This is a genomic window from Oribacterium parvum ACB1, from assembly GCF_000238055.2.
Taxonomy (GTDB): Bacteria; Bacillota; Clostridia; order Lachnospirales; family Lachnospiraceae; genus Oribacterium; species Oribacterium parvum.
On record NZ_KE148312.1, the window covers coordinates 1,979,571 to 1,998,175 of the forward strand.

Sequence of the window (18,605 nt, forward strand, 5' to 3'; positions counted from 1 at the left end):
CCTAGTATGCCTTGATTTCCTCTTCATTCTGAAGAATCATTATACTTACTTTCTCGTTGACCAAAGTTAATAACTCTTCCATGGAAGACTTTTCCACAGTAACGCAGCCGGAACTTTCCCATGTATCCGGTGCTTTAATATGCAGGAAGATGGCCGAACCTCTGCCATAGACAACCGGATTCTGATTAAACCCAATCGCCAAGGCCTTTTCATAACATATCTTATAATTCCAAAGCTGCTCACCTGAAACATATCTGTTGGACTCTACCCACTGATTATAACTGCCTTTTTCATCAGACCAAACCGAGTTCTTTTTAATTTGTCTATAGGGAAGCTTCGTATTTTCCTTTTCCGCAAAACCGAAGGCAAAAGAAATGGGAAAAGCTCCTTTAGGAGTAGTCCCGTCTCCTTCTTTTCTAATTTCTGCAGCTTTCAAACCATTTCTTCCATAGCCGCACTCCCATTCTTTAAGTTTTACATACTGCCCCTCTTTTTTATCCCAAAGGCTCAGCTTATGGTCCAAAAGCAAAAGAATCTGTTCTTCTTTTTTTCCGACTTGTGATGCGGAAAGCGCAGCAGAAATCCTCTCATCTCGTTGTTTTTCTGCTGATACAGAAGAGTCGGAAGGCAGATCCGATTTTACTTTAGAAAAAGAACTTACGTTTTCCGTAGTTTCCCGGGTAGAATTTTGCGTGTCCAACTTTTTTTTGTAATCTTCTCCGGGTCCGGCAAAAGATAAAAAGCTAATTGACAAAAACAATATGACAGTAATTGCTATATCTTTACTAAAACTCCATTTACTCATTTTAAACTCCATTTATCTTAGAAAACAGGGCTCTCTTCGAGACACCATGTTATAATAATCAATTTTTATCTTTCTGTAAACATAAACAAAGTGGACACTCGCATAAAAAAACGAGAGTGACCTGAGCCGCTCTCGTTTAAAGCTTCACTGCAACAGCCATTAAGAAAAAGGCTGTTATTACTTCATTACGCAAAACTCCGGAAAAACAGACTGTTTTTTCATAAAAATCTATCTCTTATATCTTCCGAAACCAAAGGGCTTTGCATAATGATAGTCATGTTCTCTTACATAGTCTCCGCTCTTCGTTGCATGAATAATCGTTCCGTTTCCGGAATAAATTCCTACATGATAAATTGTACTCGGGCTGGAACCGTAAAACACCAAATCACCGGCCTGCAGTTCTTCTTCGGATATCTTCTGAGAAGCAGCATACTGAGAACGCGAATCTCTCGGAATAGATATACCGAATTTTTTATAGATTTCTTGTGTAAATCCCGAACAATCTGCACCGGTACTAAGAGAGCTTCCTGCAGTCTTATAAGGGAGAACAGCAATAAAGGAACGGGCATATCCTATTAAGTCGGACATATCTCCATTTGCAGCTACAACTGCAGGATTAGAAGAAAAGTCGGAAGTTCCCTCTCCCGGACCTCCGAAACGACCGGACACTTCAAGAACAGATCCTGTCTTATCCTGTACGGCAACACTTGCTTTATCTTCCGCAGAAACCGCAGCTTTATCAGCGGTCCCTAATTCCAAGTCACTCTCCATATCTATTGTGCCATTACTGACTTCATTTTTCCCGTTCGTAAATACACCGGACTCGCTAACTGACTTTACTTGTACAGCTCCATTCTCAAGCCAAGCACCGGTAGAATCCACTTTATATCCTTCCACCGTCTTATTTACAACCAACCATCCCTGTTGATCGAAATAATAGCACTCCGCAAGACCGTCCCCATTCCCGTCAATCCACGCCCATGAAGACTTAGGATATGTACCATCTAAATGATTGTACCACCACTTAGCGCTATTCTTTCCATTTCCCTTCTGCCACTGTCCGGCGTACACCGGAAGGGCAAGAAGAGCTGACATAACAACAATAGAACAAAAACCTATCCGCTTTTTATTTTTCATACAAAACCTCTTCTCCTTACCTTTCTTTATATTACGACACGAAAAAATTTAATACAACGGTACTTGATTAAATTGTAAGGTTTGCAACGCAAAGTTTAGTAATTTGTAAGTTATTAAAAAAAACGAAACGACCAATAGTGCAAATACATTTTACTATCGGTCGTTATAGTATAAAAAATAATAAAATTTCTACATTTTGCTCACGTATTATTTTGCAGGTTCCGATTATTTGTAAAATTAAAGGTAGGAATCCCGTTTTGCATTGAAAGACTCATTAATCTTCTTCAGCTCACGATACGTTGACGCATTATTCTTTAAATATCGCTCCAGAGCAGGATACTCCTGTTCGTCTATCCTAAGACACACTCCGCAACATAGACTTGCTTCACGAGGCGTAGGTGCAATTACAGAGCCGATTCCCGCATTTTGCAAATCCCGTCGCAATTTAATAGCCTGTTCATGATTATCAAAAAGGATATAGTATTTTGTCATGTCTCCCGGCTTCTTCTTTCTAAGATAAATAACAATTTTGCCAGATTTCCTATTCCCTATTTCCCTAAAGAAATATTCCCTAGGACTTAACTTTGCTTACTTATTTGCTTCAATCATTTCGAGGAAAGCACTGACACGGGTTCTCAACTGCTCCGCATCACTGTCTTCGTAGTCTGTTTCCAGACTTAATACCTTATAGCCTTCTTCCTTTAAGCGTCTTTCCACAAAATAGTTTTCCGTAGCATAGAGATTACAGAACTTTAAGTTTACATTGAGAATACCGTCTACCTGATATTCCTTCGCAAGTCTTAGGATATCGTCGATTCTTTCCGGGTTCGGAGTAAAGCAAGCACAATGAATATTGTTAAAATAACGTTCCGTAAGTGCGGAAGCAGCTTCTTCCATGGTCTTGTTGTTTTCTTTTACAGTATTGGTAAAATAGCGAGTTCCCGTACAATTTTCTTCGCATACCACGATTCCGCCACTGGTTTCCACGATATTATGCATCTTCCAGTTCGGGACAGCCATAGGAGTTCCGGTAATTAAGATTCTCGGTGCATTCTTCGGAGCAATGGAAACATCCTCTTTTATTCTTTTTTCCAGTTCTTCGCAAAGGCTGTTCACTTGTGCCGTTAAACGCTCCGGATCATCAAAGAAAGCAATCTGCATAATGAGAAGAACGTCTCTTCCGCTAATCGGTACACAACTGTTTTTTCTACAATTATAGAGTCTTTGCAGAGCCTTTCTCTTTTCATTCACAATGTGAATTGCCTGATTTAACTTATCAATATCGATTTTATTTCCGCTAAAGTCTTCCATTACCTTTACAAAATCAAGGATTTCCTTGTCCCATGCGGCAATGTCCTGCGGTCTTTTTCCATGAGGAAGGTGCATAATGTGCATTTTTACATCTTCGGAAAGAATCTCATAGGCTTTCTTCTTCCCGTCACAAGTGGTCTCTCCGACAAACATATCGGCAATACGGAAATAGGGGCAGGTTCTCCCCAGTCTCGCGCCGACAGAGGCCTTGATTAAAGGACAGGTATTGGCGGGAAGCACCTTCTCTCCTTCCGGTACCCAGAACTGAGAACCGCCGCAAAGACCGGTAACGATTCCGTTTGCCGCAATAATTACCTCATCCGGAACGAAGACACAGAAGGTACCGATGACTTTTCTACCTTCTTTTTGCGCTTGAATCAGTTCGGCAGGACGAATCCCGTGAATATCCGCAGCGACCATATTGAAATAGTCCATTCCCTGCGGACGGTTCTCCTGTGTTAAAAATACATCGCCATATGCTCCCGGAAGGGCAGCACAAAGTAAGTCGTGTTTGTCCAGATCCATGCCAAGATCGGACCACATCTGATGGTTCTTGTCCATAATTTAACCTCCTGAATGATTTATTGCAATGTAAGCTGCAATAATCTCCGATAAACAGATATAGGTCTCTCCTGAAGAAAACTACTATCTGTAATGAAAAGACACCGGAAATATTCCGGTGTCTACGAGGAACTCACGCTCATTAAGCTCCTTCGTACACACGTTTACAGTGATGTATCCATTATACGAAAGGAAGAAAAACTTGAGAAATTGTGAGTTAATATAGGCAAGCTCTTTTATTTGTAAAACTTATAAATTAATAAGTTTATTGATTCCATCAGATTATTTTATATGGATTTATATCTCCGTATTCTCATCACCATAGGTAATGACATGGGTAGAGAACTCCATATCCGGCATACATTCCGCCATGTCCTTACGAATCCGCTCCAGGGCATCCAGACGCATCTCTACGGAAGTATTGGCATTTCCCTGAATGATAAAAATAGCATTCTTCGTATTCTCATCAAACTTGTAGTTTTCGCCGTCACGAACATCAATCCAAGCCATGATGCCCTTCTTATCCTTGTAAACATAATCCGTTTCCGCCACATACTTCTCCGGGGCAAGAATCGGATAAAAAACATCTTCCTTTTTGCTGACCGTAAAGCAGATCTCATCCTCAATCTTATCGAAATCATGTCCGCCGATAGCAAGGAAAGAATGCAGAGACTCTACATTGTAGATATCTACAATGCTGTTAATGTTTGGCATAGAGCCGCGGCGCTTGATATTTTGAATGAGGGCTACAGCCGTAGGCGGATTCTTTTTAGTACTGCGCCCTACAGCCGTAATGGAGTCAATATAGCCTTGATTTACAGGATGCTTTGCCGCTTCCTCCGCATCACAGTTCAGTGCCCATTCTTCCATCTTCTTCTGCTTTTCAAGAAATGCATCCGAGAGCTTTGCGGCGGGATTTACATTTTTGGCAATGGCAATCACAATACTTTTTTTCCCTAAATCGGCAATACTTTTGTCCACAATAATCTTCATAGAAAAATCTCCTTTACTAATAATTTACTTTTCTTCCTCCAGTAATTCCCTTAGAGCATCAATAGCCAGCTTTACTTCTTTATCCGTATTTGCAAAGCCAAAGGAAAAACGAATCGTTCCCGTCGGATAAGTCCCCATGGTTTTATGGGCGGACGGGGCGCAGTGCAGGCCGACTCTTGTCATAATACCATAGCGTGTATCGAGCTGAAAAGCCGTATCGGATAGTTCTCTGGTTAGCGTCTGGATGGAAACCACTCCGGTTCGCATCTCCGTATCTTTTTTTCCGATGATTTTCAATTTTCCTTCTTTCTCTAGGGGCTCCAGAAGTGTAAGAAATTCTTCGGTAAGGTGCAGTTCATGCTCACTGATTTTTTCTAAGGCTGCCGAAAAGCAGTGCTCCGTAGTGAAAAGTTCTGCATTATCCGCACCCCTTGTAAAGATGTTTTCAATTCTGTCTATGTTTTCTTCCGAGGAACTTAGAAAATGAAAATTTTCTTTATCTTCAAAAACCACATTTTCTGTTCGTCTTTTTTCCTCTAATAAGCTCAATTCTCCGAGCTTGCGAAGCCAATTTAATGCAGCATGCAAGCCGAAAATTCCCGGTAAATTCGGTGTTCCCGCTTCAAAACGATCCGGCATAAACTCCGGAACTGTCTCTACATTACTAAGGCTTCCGGTTCCTCCTGAAATCAAAGGTTCAATTTTCAGAACAAGTTCATCTCGAAGAATAAAACCGCCTATACCCTGTGGCCCTAAAAGTCCCTTATGCCCCGTAAAGCAGAGAATATCGATATGCATTTTCTCCATATCGATCGGAAAAACACCGGCTGTTTGCGCCGAGTCCAGAATGAAAACCAATCCGTTTTCTTTGCAGAAGTTCCCCACTTCTTCAATAGGAAGCATGGTGCCGAAGACATTACTGGCGTGGGTCATTACTACCGCCTTTGTATCCGGACGAAGACAGCTCGAGAGCTTTTCCGGTTTTAAGCTACCGTCCGACTCACACTGCACTCTTGTAAAGCTGACTCCCTTTTTTTCCAGCTGCCTGATAGGCCGCATTACCGCATTGTGCTCCATGGAAGAAACAATAACATGGTCTCCGCTATGCAAAAGTCCCTTTAATACTACATTCATGCTCTCCGTAATATTTCTTGTAAATACAACATTTTTATAGTCCGGCGCATGAAATAAGGCTCCAATCAGCTCTCTACATTCAAAGACAACGGATTCCGTATCATAGGCAGTTGCATAGCCTCCCCGGTTTACATTCGTACCGAGTTTTGTCATGTAGTCATAGACTGCCATTGGAACTTCTTCCGGCTTCGGAAAAGAGGTTGCGGCATTATCCAGATATATTTTTTCCTGTTCCATCCAGCTCTCCTATACAATATTTTCCAAATCAAACATCGTCTGGGCAGGACAGTTCTTGTAGGAAAAATCCGTGGCATAGATCGATTCCTTCTTCTCAAATTCTTCTATCCATTTGTCCAGCTGTTTCAGCATTTTTTCTCTATCTTTCGCTAAGGTACCCCAAACTCGCTTTCGAATACAATCGTGAAAGGAATCGTAAAATAGTTCCGTTCCGTCCGTAGCCAAAAGTTCCACCACTCTTCTATCTTCTTTTAGGTTTTCCAGTTCCGTTGCCGGCTGAAAACTTCCCTTTACAATATCCTGATACAATGGCGTATCGGAGGAGATAAACATGGAAAAGTTTACGACAAATTCCGGTTTTGTCCGATTTAGAAAAGCGGCCAGGGCTTCCGCATTTTCTATCCCTCTCTCTTTTCCTGCGACACCGCTCATGATATGCGCATCATAAATCATACCGGCATTTTTAATTCTTGCAATTTCCCGCTCCGCTTCCACTACATCATGCTCCTTATGCATAAAGGATAGGACATCCTGCAGTCCGCTTTCTATTCCGATATAGAGATGCTTGTAGCCGTTCTCCGAAAGAGCCCTAAGCTCCTCGTCCGTTTTCATCCGAATGCTTGTGACGGTTGCGTCAGAATTAATTATGTCGCATTCCGGAAAGTACTGATGAATTAAATTCAGTATTTTTAAAAGCTGTTCGGTTTTTAAACTGAAGGCACAGCCGTCTCCTAAAAAGATCTTCTTAGGCTTTCCTCCTGCGTTCTGAACACGCCTTAGCTCTTCTTCTATCTGTGAAAATGGAAGCTCTCTGTAGTGCAGGTCACGAAAGAGATTGCAAAAATGACAGCCGTTATACGGGCAGCCGACAGTCACGGGCAACATATAAGAACTCTTCTCCATAGGAGAACGACAAATCCTTCCCTCGTAATCCATATAAGCCTCCTTACAGTTCACTCTACGTCAGCAAAAACAATATCCTTTGTTTTCTTAGAACTGATTCCTTTGTTCTGTTAGAACTTTCTGTCTCAACGAATAGAATTCAATTTACAATCTGTAAAATCAGACCGTGCGGAAGGCAAACAATCGGTAAATCCGCATTTTCTTTACTGATGGCAGGAGTGTGCACACAGATTTGATTGTTACAGTTGGATTCCGTGCAAAGCACCTTCCCGTCTTTCACTTCAATAAAATTTACTTCATGCATTGCCGGATTTCGCTCGTCATCTGACAAACTGCTTAAACTTTCTTCAAAAGGAACTTCTTTGGCTTCCTGATCCAGAATCATAAACTTGGCATCTTTTACGAGCTCATGTTCCAGAAGGATTTCTCCATTTTTTAAAACACGAAGTTTTTGAGAAGGCTTAGCCAGAAGTTTCGGAATAAGATAAGATAGGCCTGCTATAAAAAGCACGACTAAAACGATTCCGATAATGACTTTTAACTCTTTTTTATTCTTCATAGATTACTTCCCTATTCCCTAACTTTTCTTCACTTTCTTACTTCTTTACCTTCTTCCTTCTCTATTTTGTTATTTCTTTACTTCCCCGGTTCTCTATTTTTTTATTTCTTTACTTCCTCAGTTCTTTCTACTCCTATTTTTTCTGTACCCTAGCTTTAGCCCCGTTTACGCAGGCAGCTTATTTCATCACTATTTTCCCATTATAGCAGAGAAAAACAGAAAAAAACAGGGAAGCCAAGCTTCCCCGTTTCCGTATTCGGCCACAAACCGGACTTGAACCGGTGACCTTCTGATTACGAATCAGATGCACTACCAACTGTGCTATTGTGGCAACCACTGCAGTATAGCACAGGTTTTCAGCATTGTGCAAGCAAGAAATTTTGCTGCAATTCACTTCGCTTTTACAAATTGGCATCAAAAAATCCATTTCTCTGCAAGAAACTATTCTTATTCCAGCTCAAAAGCTCCGGTATAAAGCTGGTAGTATTTTCCTTTCTCGGAAATCAATTTCTCATGGCTTCCTCTCTCGATGATTTCACCTTGTTCCAGCACCATGATGACATCGGAGTTTTGTACGGTGGAAAGTCTGTGGGCAATAACAAATACGGTTCTACCGGCCATCAGTGCATCCATGCCCTTCTGTACAATCGCCTCCGTTCTTGTATCAATGGAAGAGGTTGCCTCATCCATGATAAGAACAGGCGGGTCGGCTACCGCGGCGCGCGCAATGGAAAGAAGCTGTCTCTGTCCCTGAGAAAGATTTCCTCCGTTACCACTAAGCTCGGTATCGTATCCGTTCGGAAGTCTTGTGATGAAATCGTCTGCGCCTGCAAGGCGAGCCGCCGCAATACACTCTTCGTCGCTGGCATCGAGCTTCCCGTAACGAATATTTTCCATTACGGTACCGGTAAACAGTACGGTATCCTGCAGGATAATCCCGAGAGAGCGTCGAAGATCTCCTAAGCAAATATCATAGACATCGAAACCGTCATAAATAATCTCTCCTTTTTGAATGCTGTAAAAACGATTCAAAAGGTTGGTAATCGTGGTTTTTCCCGCACCGGTTGCGCCCACAAAGGCCACCTTCTCACCGGGATGCGCAAAAACATTGATTCCCTTTAAAATCATGCGCTTTCCGTCATAGGAGAAATCGACGTCCCGAAGCTCCACATCTCCCAAAAGACGCTTCAGAACGATTGTTCCGTCCTCCTTTACATCCTTCCATGCCCACATTTCCGTGCGATCTGCTGTTTCCAAAAGCTCTCCGTCCTGATCCTTAACGCTTACTAGACGAATATGACCGCTATCCTCTTCCTTCATCTCATCCATTAAGGCAAAGACTCTCTTTGCTCCGGCAATGCCCATCACTACTGCATTCACTTCCGACGAAATCTGCCCCACCATACCGGCAAACTGTCTCGTCATATTGAGGAAGGGAATGACAATGGAAATGCTTAATGCCAAACCGGATATAGAAAGATTCGGTACCTTATAGGTTAAAAGAACACCGCCAAGAATAGCCACCAAGACATAAAGAATATTGCCGATATTTCCTAAAATCGGCATAATGACACTGGAATAGCGGTTTGCCGAATTGGATACGGAGAAAAGCTCTTCATTATAGCGATCAAAATCAGCTATGGCTTCCGATTCGTGATTAAAAACCTTCACGACCTTTTGTCCGTTCATCATTTCCTGTATGAAGCCCTCGGACTTCGCAAGTTCTTCCTGCTGACGCACAAAGAAATGTCCTGACTTTCCGCCGATATCCTTTACAACTCGAATCATCAGGATAGAGCCCAAAATAACGAGGAGGCTTAGCCAAAGAGAGTAATATAACATCAGAAAAACAACCGTCACCATAGTAATAAAGGAAGACAGTGCTTGCGGAATACAAATCGAAATAAACTGCCGCATGGAGTCAATATCGTTTGTGTAATGACTCATGATATCTCCGGTCTTATTTCTATCAAAAAACGAAATCGGAAGATCCTGCATGCCGTCAAACATCTTTTGTCTGTATTTTTTTAAGGAGCCTTGTGTGATTGTTGCCAGATTCCAGTTATAGATAAAAGCAGCCAGTAAAGAAATACCGTATAAAATTGCGAGGATAGTAATTTGATTAAAAATCGGCTCGGAAACGGACTTCCATTCCCCGCTTTTATAAGCCCTTTCTACGAGGCTGATGATTTTCTGCTGAAACAGGGAGGGAATCGCCGAAACTACGGCATTGACTACAATCAAAACTAGTGTAAGAGGCAAAAAGACCGGATAAAAGCTAAAAAGTGTTTTTAGAATTCGTTTCAAAGTCGGAAAAAAGTCTTTATCGATTCCTTTCTTTTTATTCTCCATCTTTTTCCTCCTTTCTGTTCTGTGACTCATAGGTTTCCCTATACTCTTTCGAGCTTTCCATTAGCTTCTCGTGATTTCCCTGCGCAATAACGCGCCCCTTGTCCATGACCAAAATGAGATCCGAATCCTGCACGGAAGCAATTCGCTGCGCAATAATAATTTTTGTGGTATCGGGAATGAATTCCTTAAAGCCTTTTCGAATCAGGGCGTCGGTCTTTGTGTCCACCGCGGAAGTCGAATCGTCTAAAATCAGGACCTTCGGTTTTTTCAAGAGTGCTCTTGCAATACAAAGTCTCTGCTTCTGTCCGCCGGAAAAATTGCTTCCTCCCTGCTCCACATGACTTTCATAGCGGTCCTTCATATTGTCTATAAACTCGGCAGCCTGAGCAAGCTTGCATGCATGCTCAATTTCTTCCTGCGTGGCATTTTTATTTCCCCAGCGCAGATTCTCCGCTATCGTTCCGGAAAAGAGGATATTCTTCTGCAAAACCACGGCTACCTGATCACGAAGTACGGTCAAATCATAGTTCCGTACATCCACTCCGCCAACCAGAACCTCCCCTTCCGTTACATCATAAAGACGGGAAATAAGCTGGGTTAGAGAAGACTTCGCAGAACCGGTTCCGCCAATGATTCCCACCGTCGCACCTGACGGAATGTGCACTTCCACATCGGAAAGCACATTTTTCTTGGCATCTTTCAAATATTTAAAGGAAACATGATGAAAATCAATGGATCCGTTCGGGACTTCCATGACCGGATTTTCCGGATTTTTTAAGTCGCTTTCTTCCGTAAGAACCTCTACGATTCTTCGAGTGGACTCAATGGAAATGGAAACCATAACGAAAACCATGGCCACCAGCATCAGGCTCGATAAAATCAGGAAGCTATAGGTCAGTAAGGCGGAAAGCTGTCCGACATCCAGACTTAAGCCCTGTGTAATTACAACGAGGTAAGAACCGAAGCTCAAGATGAAAACAACCCCAATATAAAGGCAGAACTGCATTAAAGGATTCGTAATTGAAACAAGCTTCTCTGCCCGAATAAACTCATTCGCAAGCTTTTCCGCCCTATCGTTAAACTTCTTTTTCTCGTACTCTTCTCTTACAAAGGCCTTTACCACTCGCATCCCCTGTACATTTTCCTCGATGGAATCGTTTAAGGCGTCATAGTTTTTAAAGACCTTATCGAACATCGGCATCGCCTTCGCAATCAGAATCGCAAGAGAGGCTCCCAAAAACGGAATCATGAGGCAGAAAATGATGGCCATTTTTCCGCCAAGAAGAAAGGCGGCCGTAAAGGCGAAAATCATCATTAACGGCGCACGAAAAGCCAGACGCACAAGCATCATATAGGCCATCTGCACGTTACTGACATCCGTAGTCAGTCTGGTAACCAAAGAGGAAGTTTCAAAGCGGTCAATATTACTGAAAGAAAAGCCCTGAATCTTTTGAAACATATCTCTTCTTAAATTTCTGGCAAAACCGGTCGAGGCGGAAGAGGCATAATTTCCGGCCTTGATTCCGCAAACTAAAGAAAGCATGGCCATAATCACGAGGACTATGCCGTAGCGAAAGATCATAGGAAGGGAAGCATCCACCTTCATCTGGTTAATCAGTCTTGCCGTAAAGAACGGAATCATGCACTCTAAAACCACTTCCGCACTGACAAAGGCGGGAGAAAGCATCGAGTCTTTCTTAAATTCTCTCACGGATTTAGACAAGGTTTTAATGATTGTCATATTCTCCTCCTAAAACTGACAAAATACACGGTAAACGGACTTCCTATTTCTGTACAGGACAAAAAATAATGCGATAGAGGAACAAAGTTCCATTTCCATAACGTAGGAAAGGACAAAGTCCGCCACATAATAATGAGTATCCTGCAAAAGCACGAATACTCATTAAATACGTGACATTATAAAACAAAATACGGCAAAAAGTAAAATGGATTTTTTGTGAACATCGGTTCGTAAATTTTCCCCAAATTTTTTAAAGCACGTAGCGGAACTTTTTTTCGCACTGCTCCGTGTTTCTAGCTTGCTTGAAACTGGCTTTCATAGAGCTCCTTATAGAAGCCGTTTTCCTGAAGAAGCGCATTGTGACTGCCCTTCTCGATGATATTTCCGTCCTTCATCACAAGAATGCAATCCGCATTTTGTATGGTGGAAAGTCTATGCGCTACAATAAAAGCGGTTCTGCCTTTCAGCATTTCCTGAAAAGCGCTCTGTACTTTCTGTTCCGTTCGAGTATCGATGGAGCTTGTTGCCTCATCCAGAATCAAGATAGCCGGATCCATCAGCATGACTCTTGCAATGCAAAGCAGCTGCTTTTGTCCTTGAGAAAGATTTCCGCCGTCTTCGGAAAGAACCATATCATAGCCCTTCGGAAGCTGCATGATAAAATGGTGGCAGTGCGCCCTCTTGCAGGCCTCTCTTACCTCTTCCAAGCTGGCGTCTTCTTTTCCATAACGAATGTTTTCGAAAACGGTATCGGATTTTAACCAAGTTTCCTGCAGTACCATGCCGTAGGCTCTTCGAAGAGAAGCTTCTTCAATCTTCTCATAAGGAAAGCCGTCCAGATAAATCTCTCCCTGATTGGGAGGATAAAAACGCATTAAAAGATTAATTAAAGTCGTCTTTCCGCAGCCGGTAGGACCGACAATCGCGATTGTCTGCCCGGGCTCTACCTCCAAATTAAAGTCCGTTATCAGCTTCTGTTCCTTTTGATAGGAGAAATCCACATGGGAGAGAGCCACTTTTCCGCTGATTTCCGTTCTGAGTTCCTGCGTTTCTTTCGTTCTGTCCATGGGTTTTTCATCCAAAAAAGAAAATACACGAGAGGCGGAAGCCAGAGAATTTTGCAACTCCGTAACCACGGAAGTAATGTCATTAAAAGGCTTTGCGTATTGCGTGGCATAGGCCAGGAGGGAGCTTAAACTCCCTACGGAAAGCATTCCGAGAATGGCGAGATATCCGCCGATTCCGGCAACAAGCGCATAACCCAGTGCATTTAAAAAACGAGTTAGAGGATTGACCAGAGAACTGTAGAAATTTGCCTGCATACTGGATCTGGACATCTTCTCATTATTCTCCCGGTAGAGCTTCTCCATATCCTCTTCCTTTTGGAAAGCCTGAATCAACTTGATATTCCCTACTACTTCCGTTGTAAAGCTCGAGGTCTCTCCTCTTTCCTTGGACTGCCTCTGAAAGTAAATATAGGCACGCTTTGCGATAAATTTTGCAATAAAATAGGAAAGCGGGGTAATAAGAAGCAGAATAACGGCTATTTTCCACTCCAAAATAAAGAGAAATACTGCCGTTTCTATGACCGTCAGTACAGCCTGCAGAAATTGATTTAAGCCCATAAGAATCCCTTGGGAAAATTGCTCTATATCCGTTGTTAATCTGCTGAGTAAGTCTCCGGGCTTTTCCTTATCATAATAGGCAATCGGAAGTTTCTGCATATGATGGATGCAATTCCGTCGGAGGTCTTCCACAAGCTTATAGCTTAAATAGGTATTCACCTGATTCATGCACCATTGGAAAAAAACTGTAAGTACTAAAATCAGAAGCATAATGAGGAGAATCCGGAACAGGCCTGAAAAATCCGCCTTTCCTTTTCCCGGCAAATGGTCGATTCCCTTTCCCATCAGAATAGGAAGGGTCAGGGATAAAACTACGGTCAAAAACGAAAGAAAAAAAGATAAAAATATCCAAAGCTTATAGACCTTGGCATATTGCAAAATTCTTCGAAAGACCTTCCCTTGCGTATATATCTTCTCCTCCATTTACAACTCCTCTTTTTTAAGCTGGGAAAGACAGATTTCCTTATATATCGGAGAACTCTCCAAAAGCTCCTTATGCCTTCCCATACCGACTATTTTCCCCTGATCCATGACGATGATCTTATCCAGGTCTCGGATACTGGCCACTCTTTGCGAAATAATGATTTTATTCTCTACCCTTTTATAGGTGGAAAGTGTGTGTCGAAGTTTTCTTTCCGTGGCAAAATCGAGTGCAGAAGAAGAATCGTCCAAAATAAGGAATTTTGCCTCCCCCACTAAAGCTCTTGCAATACAAAGCCTCTGCCTCTGCCCTCCGGAAAAATTCTTTCCCTCCTCTGTAACAGGAAGTTCCAGTCCCTTTCCCTTTTCCTCTATAAATTCCTTCGCACAGGCCATATCGAGCGCTTCCCAGAGCTCTTTATCCTGAGCATTTTTTTCTCTCCAAAGTAGATTATCTCGAAGCGTTCCGGAAAACAGCACTGCTTTTTGCGGAACCAGCGCTATAGAGCTGTAGAGCTCCTCCTTTGTATAGTTCCGCCGGTTTTTCCCGAAGAGTCGGACTTCTCCGCTGTAGCCGGGGTAAAAGCCGGCAAGAAGGGAGATTAAAGTGGTCTTTCCGGAACCCGTTCCTCCGATGATTCCTAAACTTTCTCCTTTCTTTACGGAGAAATTCAAGTCGGAAACAGCATATTCTCCGTTATTCCCATAAGAAAAAGAGACATTTTGAAAATGAATCGCCACTTCCTTATCATTAGGTGCATTATCTATACTTCCGGATTGTCTTGATAAATCCGAAGAGGCCTCTTCTGCCTGTTCATTTTCTATTGCAAAAACCTCTTCCACTCTGTCTAAACTGGCGAGTCCTTTTAAAATGAGGATAATCAAGTTGGCAAGCTTAAGGAGCTCCGCAAGAATCTGACTCATATAATTCGTAAGAGCAACTACATTTCCCTGAAAAAGCCTGCCGTCGTTCACTAGCCTGGAACTAAAATACAAAATTCCCATAAGACCGAGCTGAATAATCAGCATACTTAGAGGATTCAGTAAGGAGGAAATCTTTCCCACTTTTACCTGCATGGCCGTATAGGCTTCATTACTTTTCTGAAAGCCCTCCTCTTCCTTTTTTTCTCTATAAAATGCACGAATCACACGGACACCGAGAATATTCTCCCGAACCTGCTTTGTGATTTTCTCCAAAACCACTTGAATCTTCTTATACAGAGGCATGGTAATCAGCATAATCCCGAAAATAAGAACGGAAAGAAGAACGAGTACCAGAATAAAGAGCAGTGAGATAGAGGGAGAAATCCGAAAGGCCATAATCACTGCGCCGAATACAATAAAGGGAGAACGGAGAAACAGGCGTAAAACCATATTTACCGTGGATTCAATCTGAAAAATATCGGGCCCCAATCTTGTCAGTAAAGAGGCGCTACCGACCTCATCTACATTTCTGTAGGAAAGATTCAGGACCTTATGAAATAAGGCATTGCGATAGGACTGTCCCACATGCATCGCCACTTCCGCCGCAAAATACTGTGCTACTATTGCGCAAGATAGACCTATTAAGGCAAGGAATAATAAGAGAAAGAGACTTCTCCAGATTATTACCGTATTTCCCTTTTGAATTCCACTGTCAATCATATAGGAAATAACCATAGGGACAAAAAGCTCAAAGAGGCTTTCCAAACATTTGAAAAGCGGTGCAATGATACTCTTCCCTTTTAACTCAGAAATATACGATAATAGCCTTTTCATACATCTTCCTTTGTTCTCTAACATTTATTCCGTACACTTTAGGAATAGCCGTTCAATGATAGATAGATCATAAAAATTCTCACTCTACTTACTTTAAATACAAATCAAAAAGCTCTCTTGCCAAGGGAGCTGCCGTTCTTCCGCCCGTCTCTCCGTCTTCCACAAGGACGCAGACCGCAAGCTTCGGATCATCCATAGGAGCAAAGCCGACAAACCAAGCATTGGTCTTCAGCTTTCCGCCTTCCTTCACTTGTGCCGATCCCGTCTTTCCGCAAACCTGATATGCCTTGGTTTTTAAAGCGGAAGCCGTTCCCTCCGTAACAACTGAACGCATAAATTGTTTCAAAGCATCGCTCTCGGAAGAAGACATCAGTGTGATTTCTTCTCCCTTCGGAAAATGATGCACCGCCGTTCCTTCTTTTGATTTTACTTCGGAAAGAATGGTCGGATAACGAAGTGTTCCGTGGTTTGCTATGGCTGAAACCATGCAAAGGTTTTGCAGAGGAGTGCAGAGTGTTTCGCCCTGTCCAATTCCGCTTTGCATCTTAAGCCAGGTCGGAGAATCCGCTGTCAAGCTAAACTGCCCTGCCTTGGAAGGAAGCCCAATAGACAAGTCCTTGTTGTAATAAAAATCTTCCGCTAAGCTTTGAAGGCGATTTACATCTATTTCCGATCCGATAAAAGCAAAGGCCGAGTTACAGGACTGCGCAATAGCAGACTCGAGATTCACCGTCCCGTGCACCTCTCCGTTATAACAGTGAACCACATTTGCGGGATTGGAAGGGTCCACGTATTCTCCCTTACATTTAAAGCTGAAATCCTGCCAGTCAGTCGGATGCTCCCGAATATATTCCAGTGCCATAAGGAGCTTGAAAGTCGATCCCGGCGGATAGAGTCCCTGTGTTGCGCGATTTACAAGATTCCCGTCCGTATTACCTTCGGATATTAAACTGTCCCAATTTTCCTGTAATTGATTCGGGTCAAAGGAAGGCGCGGATGCCATGGCAAGGATTCTTCCGCTGGAGGGTTCCATACAAACTATGCTTCCCTTTCTTCCGTCCAGTAAAGAATAGGCAAGCTTTTGTAAATCCGCATCTAAAGACGTGACCAAGGTATCTCCCGGATTTTTTCTGTTTTCGATTTCATTCATAAACTTCTGTAAGGGATTGATGCCGGAATTTGTGAGGTAATAATTTCCAAGAGATTCTATGCCGGTCTTTCCCTTTACGCTGTAGCCCACAGGATGGGCGAAAGCAGCACCTCCCGGATATTCTCTACTTTCCGTTCCGTCTTCTTTCGTCACGGTTTTTGCAATGACCATGCCGTCAGCCGTTTGAATTTCCCCCCTTACCGTCTTTTGCGCAAGATAATCAATTCTTGCATTATAAGGGCTTGCCATCTTATCTTCTGCCTGAAACAGGATGAAATAACAAAAATAGACAATCATAGCAAAGAATATGAGGGCAAAGAGATAGACGATCCCGAGCATTTCTCGATTTTGCTTTCTTCTTATCATGGCAAGTTTCGTTTCGGAAAGAACTTCCTCCCGTCTACTCTCCGCCTGTCTCTCTCTTTGCTTATTTATCTTCTTCTCTGTATTCTTTTCGTTTCCTTTTCTGCTTCTTTTTCTCTCTTCGCTATCCACTCTACGCATCTTCTCCCTCCGACTCCATTTCCTGTTCTTCTGCGCTTTCCGCGTCTTCCTCCATTTCTACCTCGTCTTCCTGTCCTTGTATAATAAAGAGGGACTGGAAAAGGGCGAATACGATAAAACTGGAGATCAAACTGGATCCGCCATAGCTCATAAAGGGGAGTGTTACGCCGGTGGAAGGTACAAACTTAATTGCGCCTCCAATCGTGAGAATCACTTGAATGACATAGATTACGCTTAAGCCCAGAACCACAAGTTTATAGAAGGAGCTTTCCATATCTCTTCCCATCATCATCATTTGCATAAAGCAGGAAAGACAGATGAGAATCAGGCAAATGGCAACAATACCTCCCATTTCTTCAGAAAGAGCGGAAAAAATAAAGTCATTTTCCACAATAGGAATCTTATTGGGAAGTCCCTGAAAAAGGCCGAGCCCCAAAAATCCGCCGGTACCGATTGCAAAGAGAGATTGGGTAATCTGATAGCCCTTCCCCGCCATATCTCTCCAAGGATCGATAAAGGCATAAACTCTGGTTCGCACATGAGAAAATAAACCGTATGATACAATCCCCGCCAAGGCGGAAACAAGCCCTCCCCCTAAGAGATAGAGAATCTGGTTCCTTGCGACATAGAGCATAAAAACATAGGAAATAAAAAGGAGCAGGGCGGAACCCAGGTCTTTACAAAGCACCAAAATGATGCCGTGCAATGCCGCAACACAAGCAGAATGGATGACGCCTTCCCGGCTGTGCTCTTCCGAGAGAATTCCCGCTATGGAAAAGACAAAGGAGAGCTTCACAAATTCCGATGCCTGAAAACGAAAGCCAAAAAGACTCACACTCATTTTCGCACCGAAGCTAACCGAGCCCAGTACAAGTACGAGAAGCAAGGAAAGAATCCCTATCCCCGCAAAAATATAGCGAAATTTCTGAAAATCCCAAATTTTATCCACGATATAGGGAATCACTAAAACAAGGAGACTTGCCGCCATAGCAACTGCAAACTGCTTAATTGCCTTAGCTTCCTGCAGTCTTGCAAGAAGAATCCAGCCAAGAGCGAGAAAAAGGCACTGATTATTCAGTAATACCTCGTTATAGAAGGGATAGAGCTTCTTCCAAATAAGAGGATAAAGCAAAAAATAAAGAAGCTGCGGCAGATAAAAATAGATATAAAACAGATTTCCCGTCTGAAAATACAGCACCGCATAGGAAATAAAGTGAAGAAGAAGCAATATCTTATATAAAAGACCGGATAGCTTCTTTTTTCCCTCTCTGTAATCTATCGATAAATTTCGAAACAGCCCGTAGCTGTATAAAAGCATTAAAAGAATGCTGACAATCTTGGCAAAACTGCTGAAGAGATTTCCCATACTTATCCCCCCTACTAAAACGCTTACTCATGAAAGCTGCAATTCGGAA

The 18,605-nt window shown here is 42.6% G+C and carries 14 protein-coding genes and 1 tRNA gene; all 15 read right to left on the reverse strand.

Going from position 1 to position 18,605, the window contains the following annotated elements:
* Position 1: 1 nt before the first annotated feature.
* The 15 genes from HMPREF9625_RS08775 to HMPREF9625_RS08845 all read right to left on the reverse strand — a co-directional run bounded on the left by HMPREF9625_RS08775 (position 2) and on the right by HMPREF9625_RS08845 (position 18,556).
* Positions 2-805: a L,D-transpeptidase family protein gene (locus HMPREF9625_RS08775; protein ID WP_009534335.1), complete on the reverse strand. Its 804-nt coding sequence runs from the start codon at positions 803-805 to the stop codon at positions 2-4.
* A gap of 228 nt (positions 806-1,033) precedes the next feature.
* Positions 1,034-1,942, reverse strand: a complete 909-nt coding sequence (locus tag HMPREF9625_RS08780; protein WP_009534336.1) for a C40 family peptidase — start codon at positions 1,940-1,942, stop codon at positions 1,034-1,036.
* 237 nt (positions 1,943-2,179) lie between these two features.
* Entirely contained in the window at positions 2,180-2,434 is a 255-nt protein-coding gene (locus HMPREF9625_RS08785; RefSeq protein ID WP_009534337.1) for a putative Se/S carrier protein, read from the reverse strand.
* Positions 2,435-2,530: 96 nt separating this feature from the next.
* The gene (locus HMPREF9625_RS08790) at positions 2,531-3,814 is read right to left on the reverse strand and encodes a double-cubane-cluster-containing anaerobic reductase (protein ID WP_009534338.1); all 1,284 of its coding nucleotides are present in this window, start codon (positions 3,812-3,814) and stop codon (positions 2,531-2,533) included.
* 297 nt (positions 3,815-4,111) lie between these two features.
* Positions 4,112-4,807 carry a B3/B4 domain-containing protein gene (locus tag HMPREF9625_RS08795; RefSeq protein WP_009534339.1) on the reverse strand — a complete coding sequence of 232 codons (696 nt, stop codon included), beginning with the start codon at positions 4,805-4,807 and terminating at the stop codon, positions 4,112-4,114.
* A 24-nt stretch (positions 4,808-4,831) separates the two neighbouring features.
* A complete protein-coding gene (locus HMPREF9625_RS08800) occupies positions 4,832-6,178 on the reverse strand; it encodes an aminotransferase class V-fold PLP-dependent enzyme (protein WP_009534340.1) in 1,347 nt (448 codons plus the stop codon).
* A 9-nt stretch (positions 6,179-6,187) separates the two neighbouring features.
* Positions 6,188-7,114: a radical SAM protein gene (locus HMPREF9625_RS08805; RefSeq protein ID WP_009534341.1), complete on the reverse strand. Its 927-nt coding sequence runs from the start codon at positions 7,112-7,114 to the stop codon at positions 6,188-6,190.
* Positions 7,115-7,220: 106 nt separating this feature from the next.
* The gene (locus tag HMPREF9625_RS08810; RefSeq protein ID WP_009538286.1) at positions 7,221-7,640 is read right to left on the reverse strand and encodes a NusG domain II-containing protein; all 420 of its coding nucleotides are present in this window, start codon (positions 7,638-7,640) and stop codon (positions 7,221-7,223) included.
* Positions 7,641-7,898: 258 nt separating this feature from the next.
* A tRNA-Thr gene (locus HMPREF9625_RS08815) sits at positions 7,899-7,971 on the reverse strand.
* 116 nt (positions 7,972-8,087) lie between these two features.
* On the reverse strand, positions 8,088-9,992 hold the full coding sequence (locus tag HMPREF9625_RS08820; protein WP_009534343.1) for an ABC transporter ATP-binding protein: 1,905 nt from the start codon (positions 9,990-9,992) through the stop codon (positions 8,088-8,090).
* Positions 9,982-11,733, reverse strand: a complete 1,752-nt coding sequence (locus HMPREF9625_RS08825) for an ABC transporter ATP-binding protein (RefSeq protein ID WP_009534344.1) — start codon at positions 11,731-11,733, stop codon at positions 9,982-9,984. Before HMPREF9625_RS08825 ends, HMPREF9625_RS08820 begins: the two co-directional genes overlap by 11 nt.
* A 293-nt stretch (positions 11,734-12,026) precedes the next feature.
* Positions 12,027-13,781, reverse strand: coding sequence for an ABC transporter ATP-binding protein (locus HMPREF9625_RS08830; RefSeq protein ID WP_009534345.1), 1,755 nt, complete (start codon positions 13,779-13,781; stop codon positions 12,027-12,029).
* Positions 13,782-15,536 (reverse strand): ABC transporter ATP-binding protein, encoded by a 1,755-nt coding sequence (locus HMPREF9625_RS08835; RefSeq protein WP_009534346.1) that lies wholly within the window; start codon positions 15,534-15,536, stop codon positions 13,782-13,784. It lies immediately after the preceding gene.
* A gap of 88 nt (positions 15,537-15,624) precedes the next feature.
* The gene (locus HMPREF9625_RS08840) at positions 15,625-17,190 is read right to left on the reverse strand and encodes a peptidoglycan D,D-transpeptidase FtsI family protein (protein WP_009534347.1); all 1,566 of its coding nucleotides are present in this window, start codon (positions 17,188-17,190) and stop codon (positions 15,625-15,627) included.
* On the reverse strand, positions 17,183-18,556 hold the full coding sequence (locus HMPREF9625_RS08845) for an FtsW/RodA/SpoVE family cell cycle protein (protein WP_009534348.1): 1,374 nt from the start codon (positions 18,554-18,556) through the stop codon (positions 17,183-17,185). The genes HMPREF9625_RS08840 and HMPREF9625_RS08845 overlap by 8 nt, the downstream gene beginning before the upstream one ends.
* Positions 18,557-18,605: the final 49 nt, after the last annotated feature.

Coding starts and splice junctions, on each gene's coding strand:
- HMPREF9625_RS08775 (WP_009534335.1), bottom strand. CDS start 805: ATGAGTAAATGGAGTTTTAGTAAAGATATAGCAATTACTGTCATATTG.
- HMPREF9625_RS08780 (WP_009534336.1), bottom strand. CDS start 1,942: ATGAAAAATAAAAAGCGGATAGGTTTTTGTTCTATTGTTGTTATGTCA.
- HMPREF9625_RS08785 (WP_009534337.1), bottom strand. CDS start 2,434: ATGACAAAATACTATATCCTTTTTGATAATCATGAACAGGCTATTAAA.
- HMPREF9625_RS08790 (WP_009534338.1), bottom strand. CDS start 3,814: ATGGACAAGAACCATCAGATGTGGTCCGATCTTGGCATGGATCTGGAC.
- HMPREF9625_RS08795 (WP_009534339.1), bottom strand. CDS start 4,807: ATGAAGATTATTGTGGACAAAAGTATTGCCGATTTAGGGAAAAAAAGT.
- HMPREF9625_RS08800 (WP_009534340.1), bottom strand. CDS start 6,178: ATGGAACAGGAAAAAATATATCTGGATAATGCCGCAACCTCTTTTCCG.
- HMPREF9625_RS08805 (WP_009534341.1), bottom strand. CDS start 7,114: ATGGATTACGAGGGAAGGATTTGTCGTTCTCCTATGGAGAAGAGTTCT.
- HMPREF9625_RS08810 (WP_009538286.1), bottom strand. CDS start 7,640: ATGAAGAATAAAAAAGAGTTAAAAGTCATTATCGGAATCGTTTTAGTC.
- HMPREF9625_RS08820 (WP_009534343.1), bottom strand. CDS start 9,992: ATGGAGAATAAAAAGAAAGGAATCGATAAAGACTTTTTTCCGACTTTG.
- HMPREF9625_RS08825 (WP_009534344.1), bottom strand. CDS start 11,733: ATGACAATCATTAAAACCTTGTCTAAATCCGTGAGAGAATTTAAGAAA.
- HMPREF9625_RS08830 (WP_009534345.1), bottom strand. CDS start 13,781: ATGGAGGAGAAGATATATACGCAAGGGAAGGTCTTTCGAAGAATTTTG.
- HMPREF9625_RS08835 (WP_009534346.1), bottom strand. CDS start 15,536: ATGAAAAGGCTATTATCGTATATTTCTGAGTTAAAAGGGAAGAGTATC.
- HMPREF9625_RS08840 (WP_009534347.1), bottom strand. CDS start 17,190: ATGCGTAGAGTGGATAGCGAAGAGAGAAAAAGAAGCAGAAAAGGAAAC.
- HMPREF9625_RS08845 (WP_009534348.1), bottom strand. CDS start 18,556: ATGGGAAATCTCTTCAGCAGTTTTGCCAAGATTGTCAGCATTCTTTTA.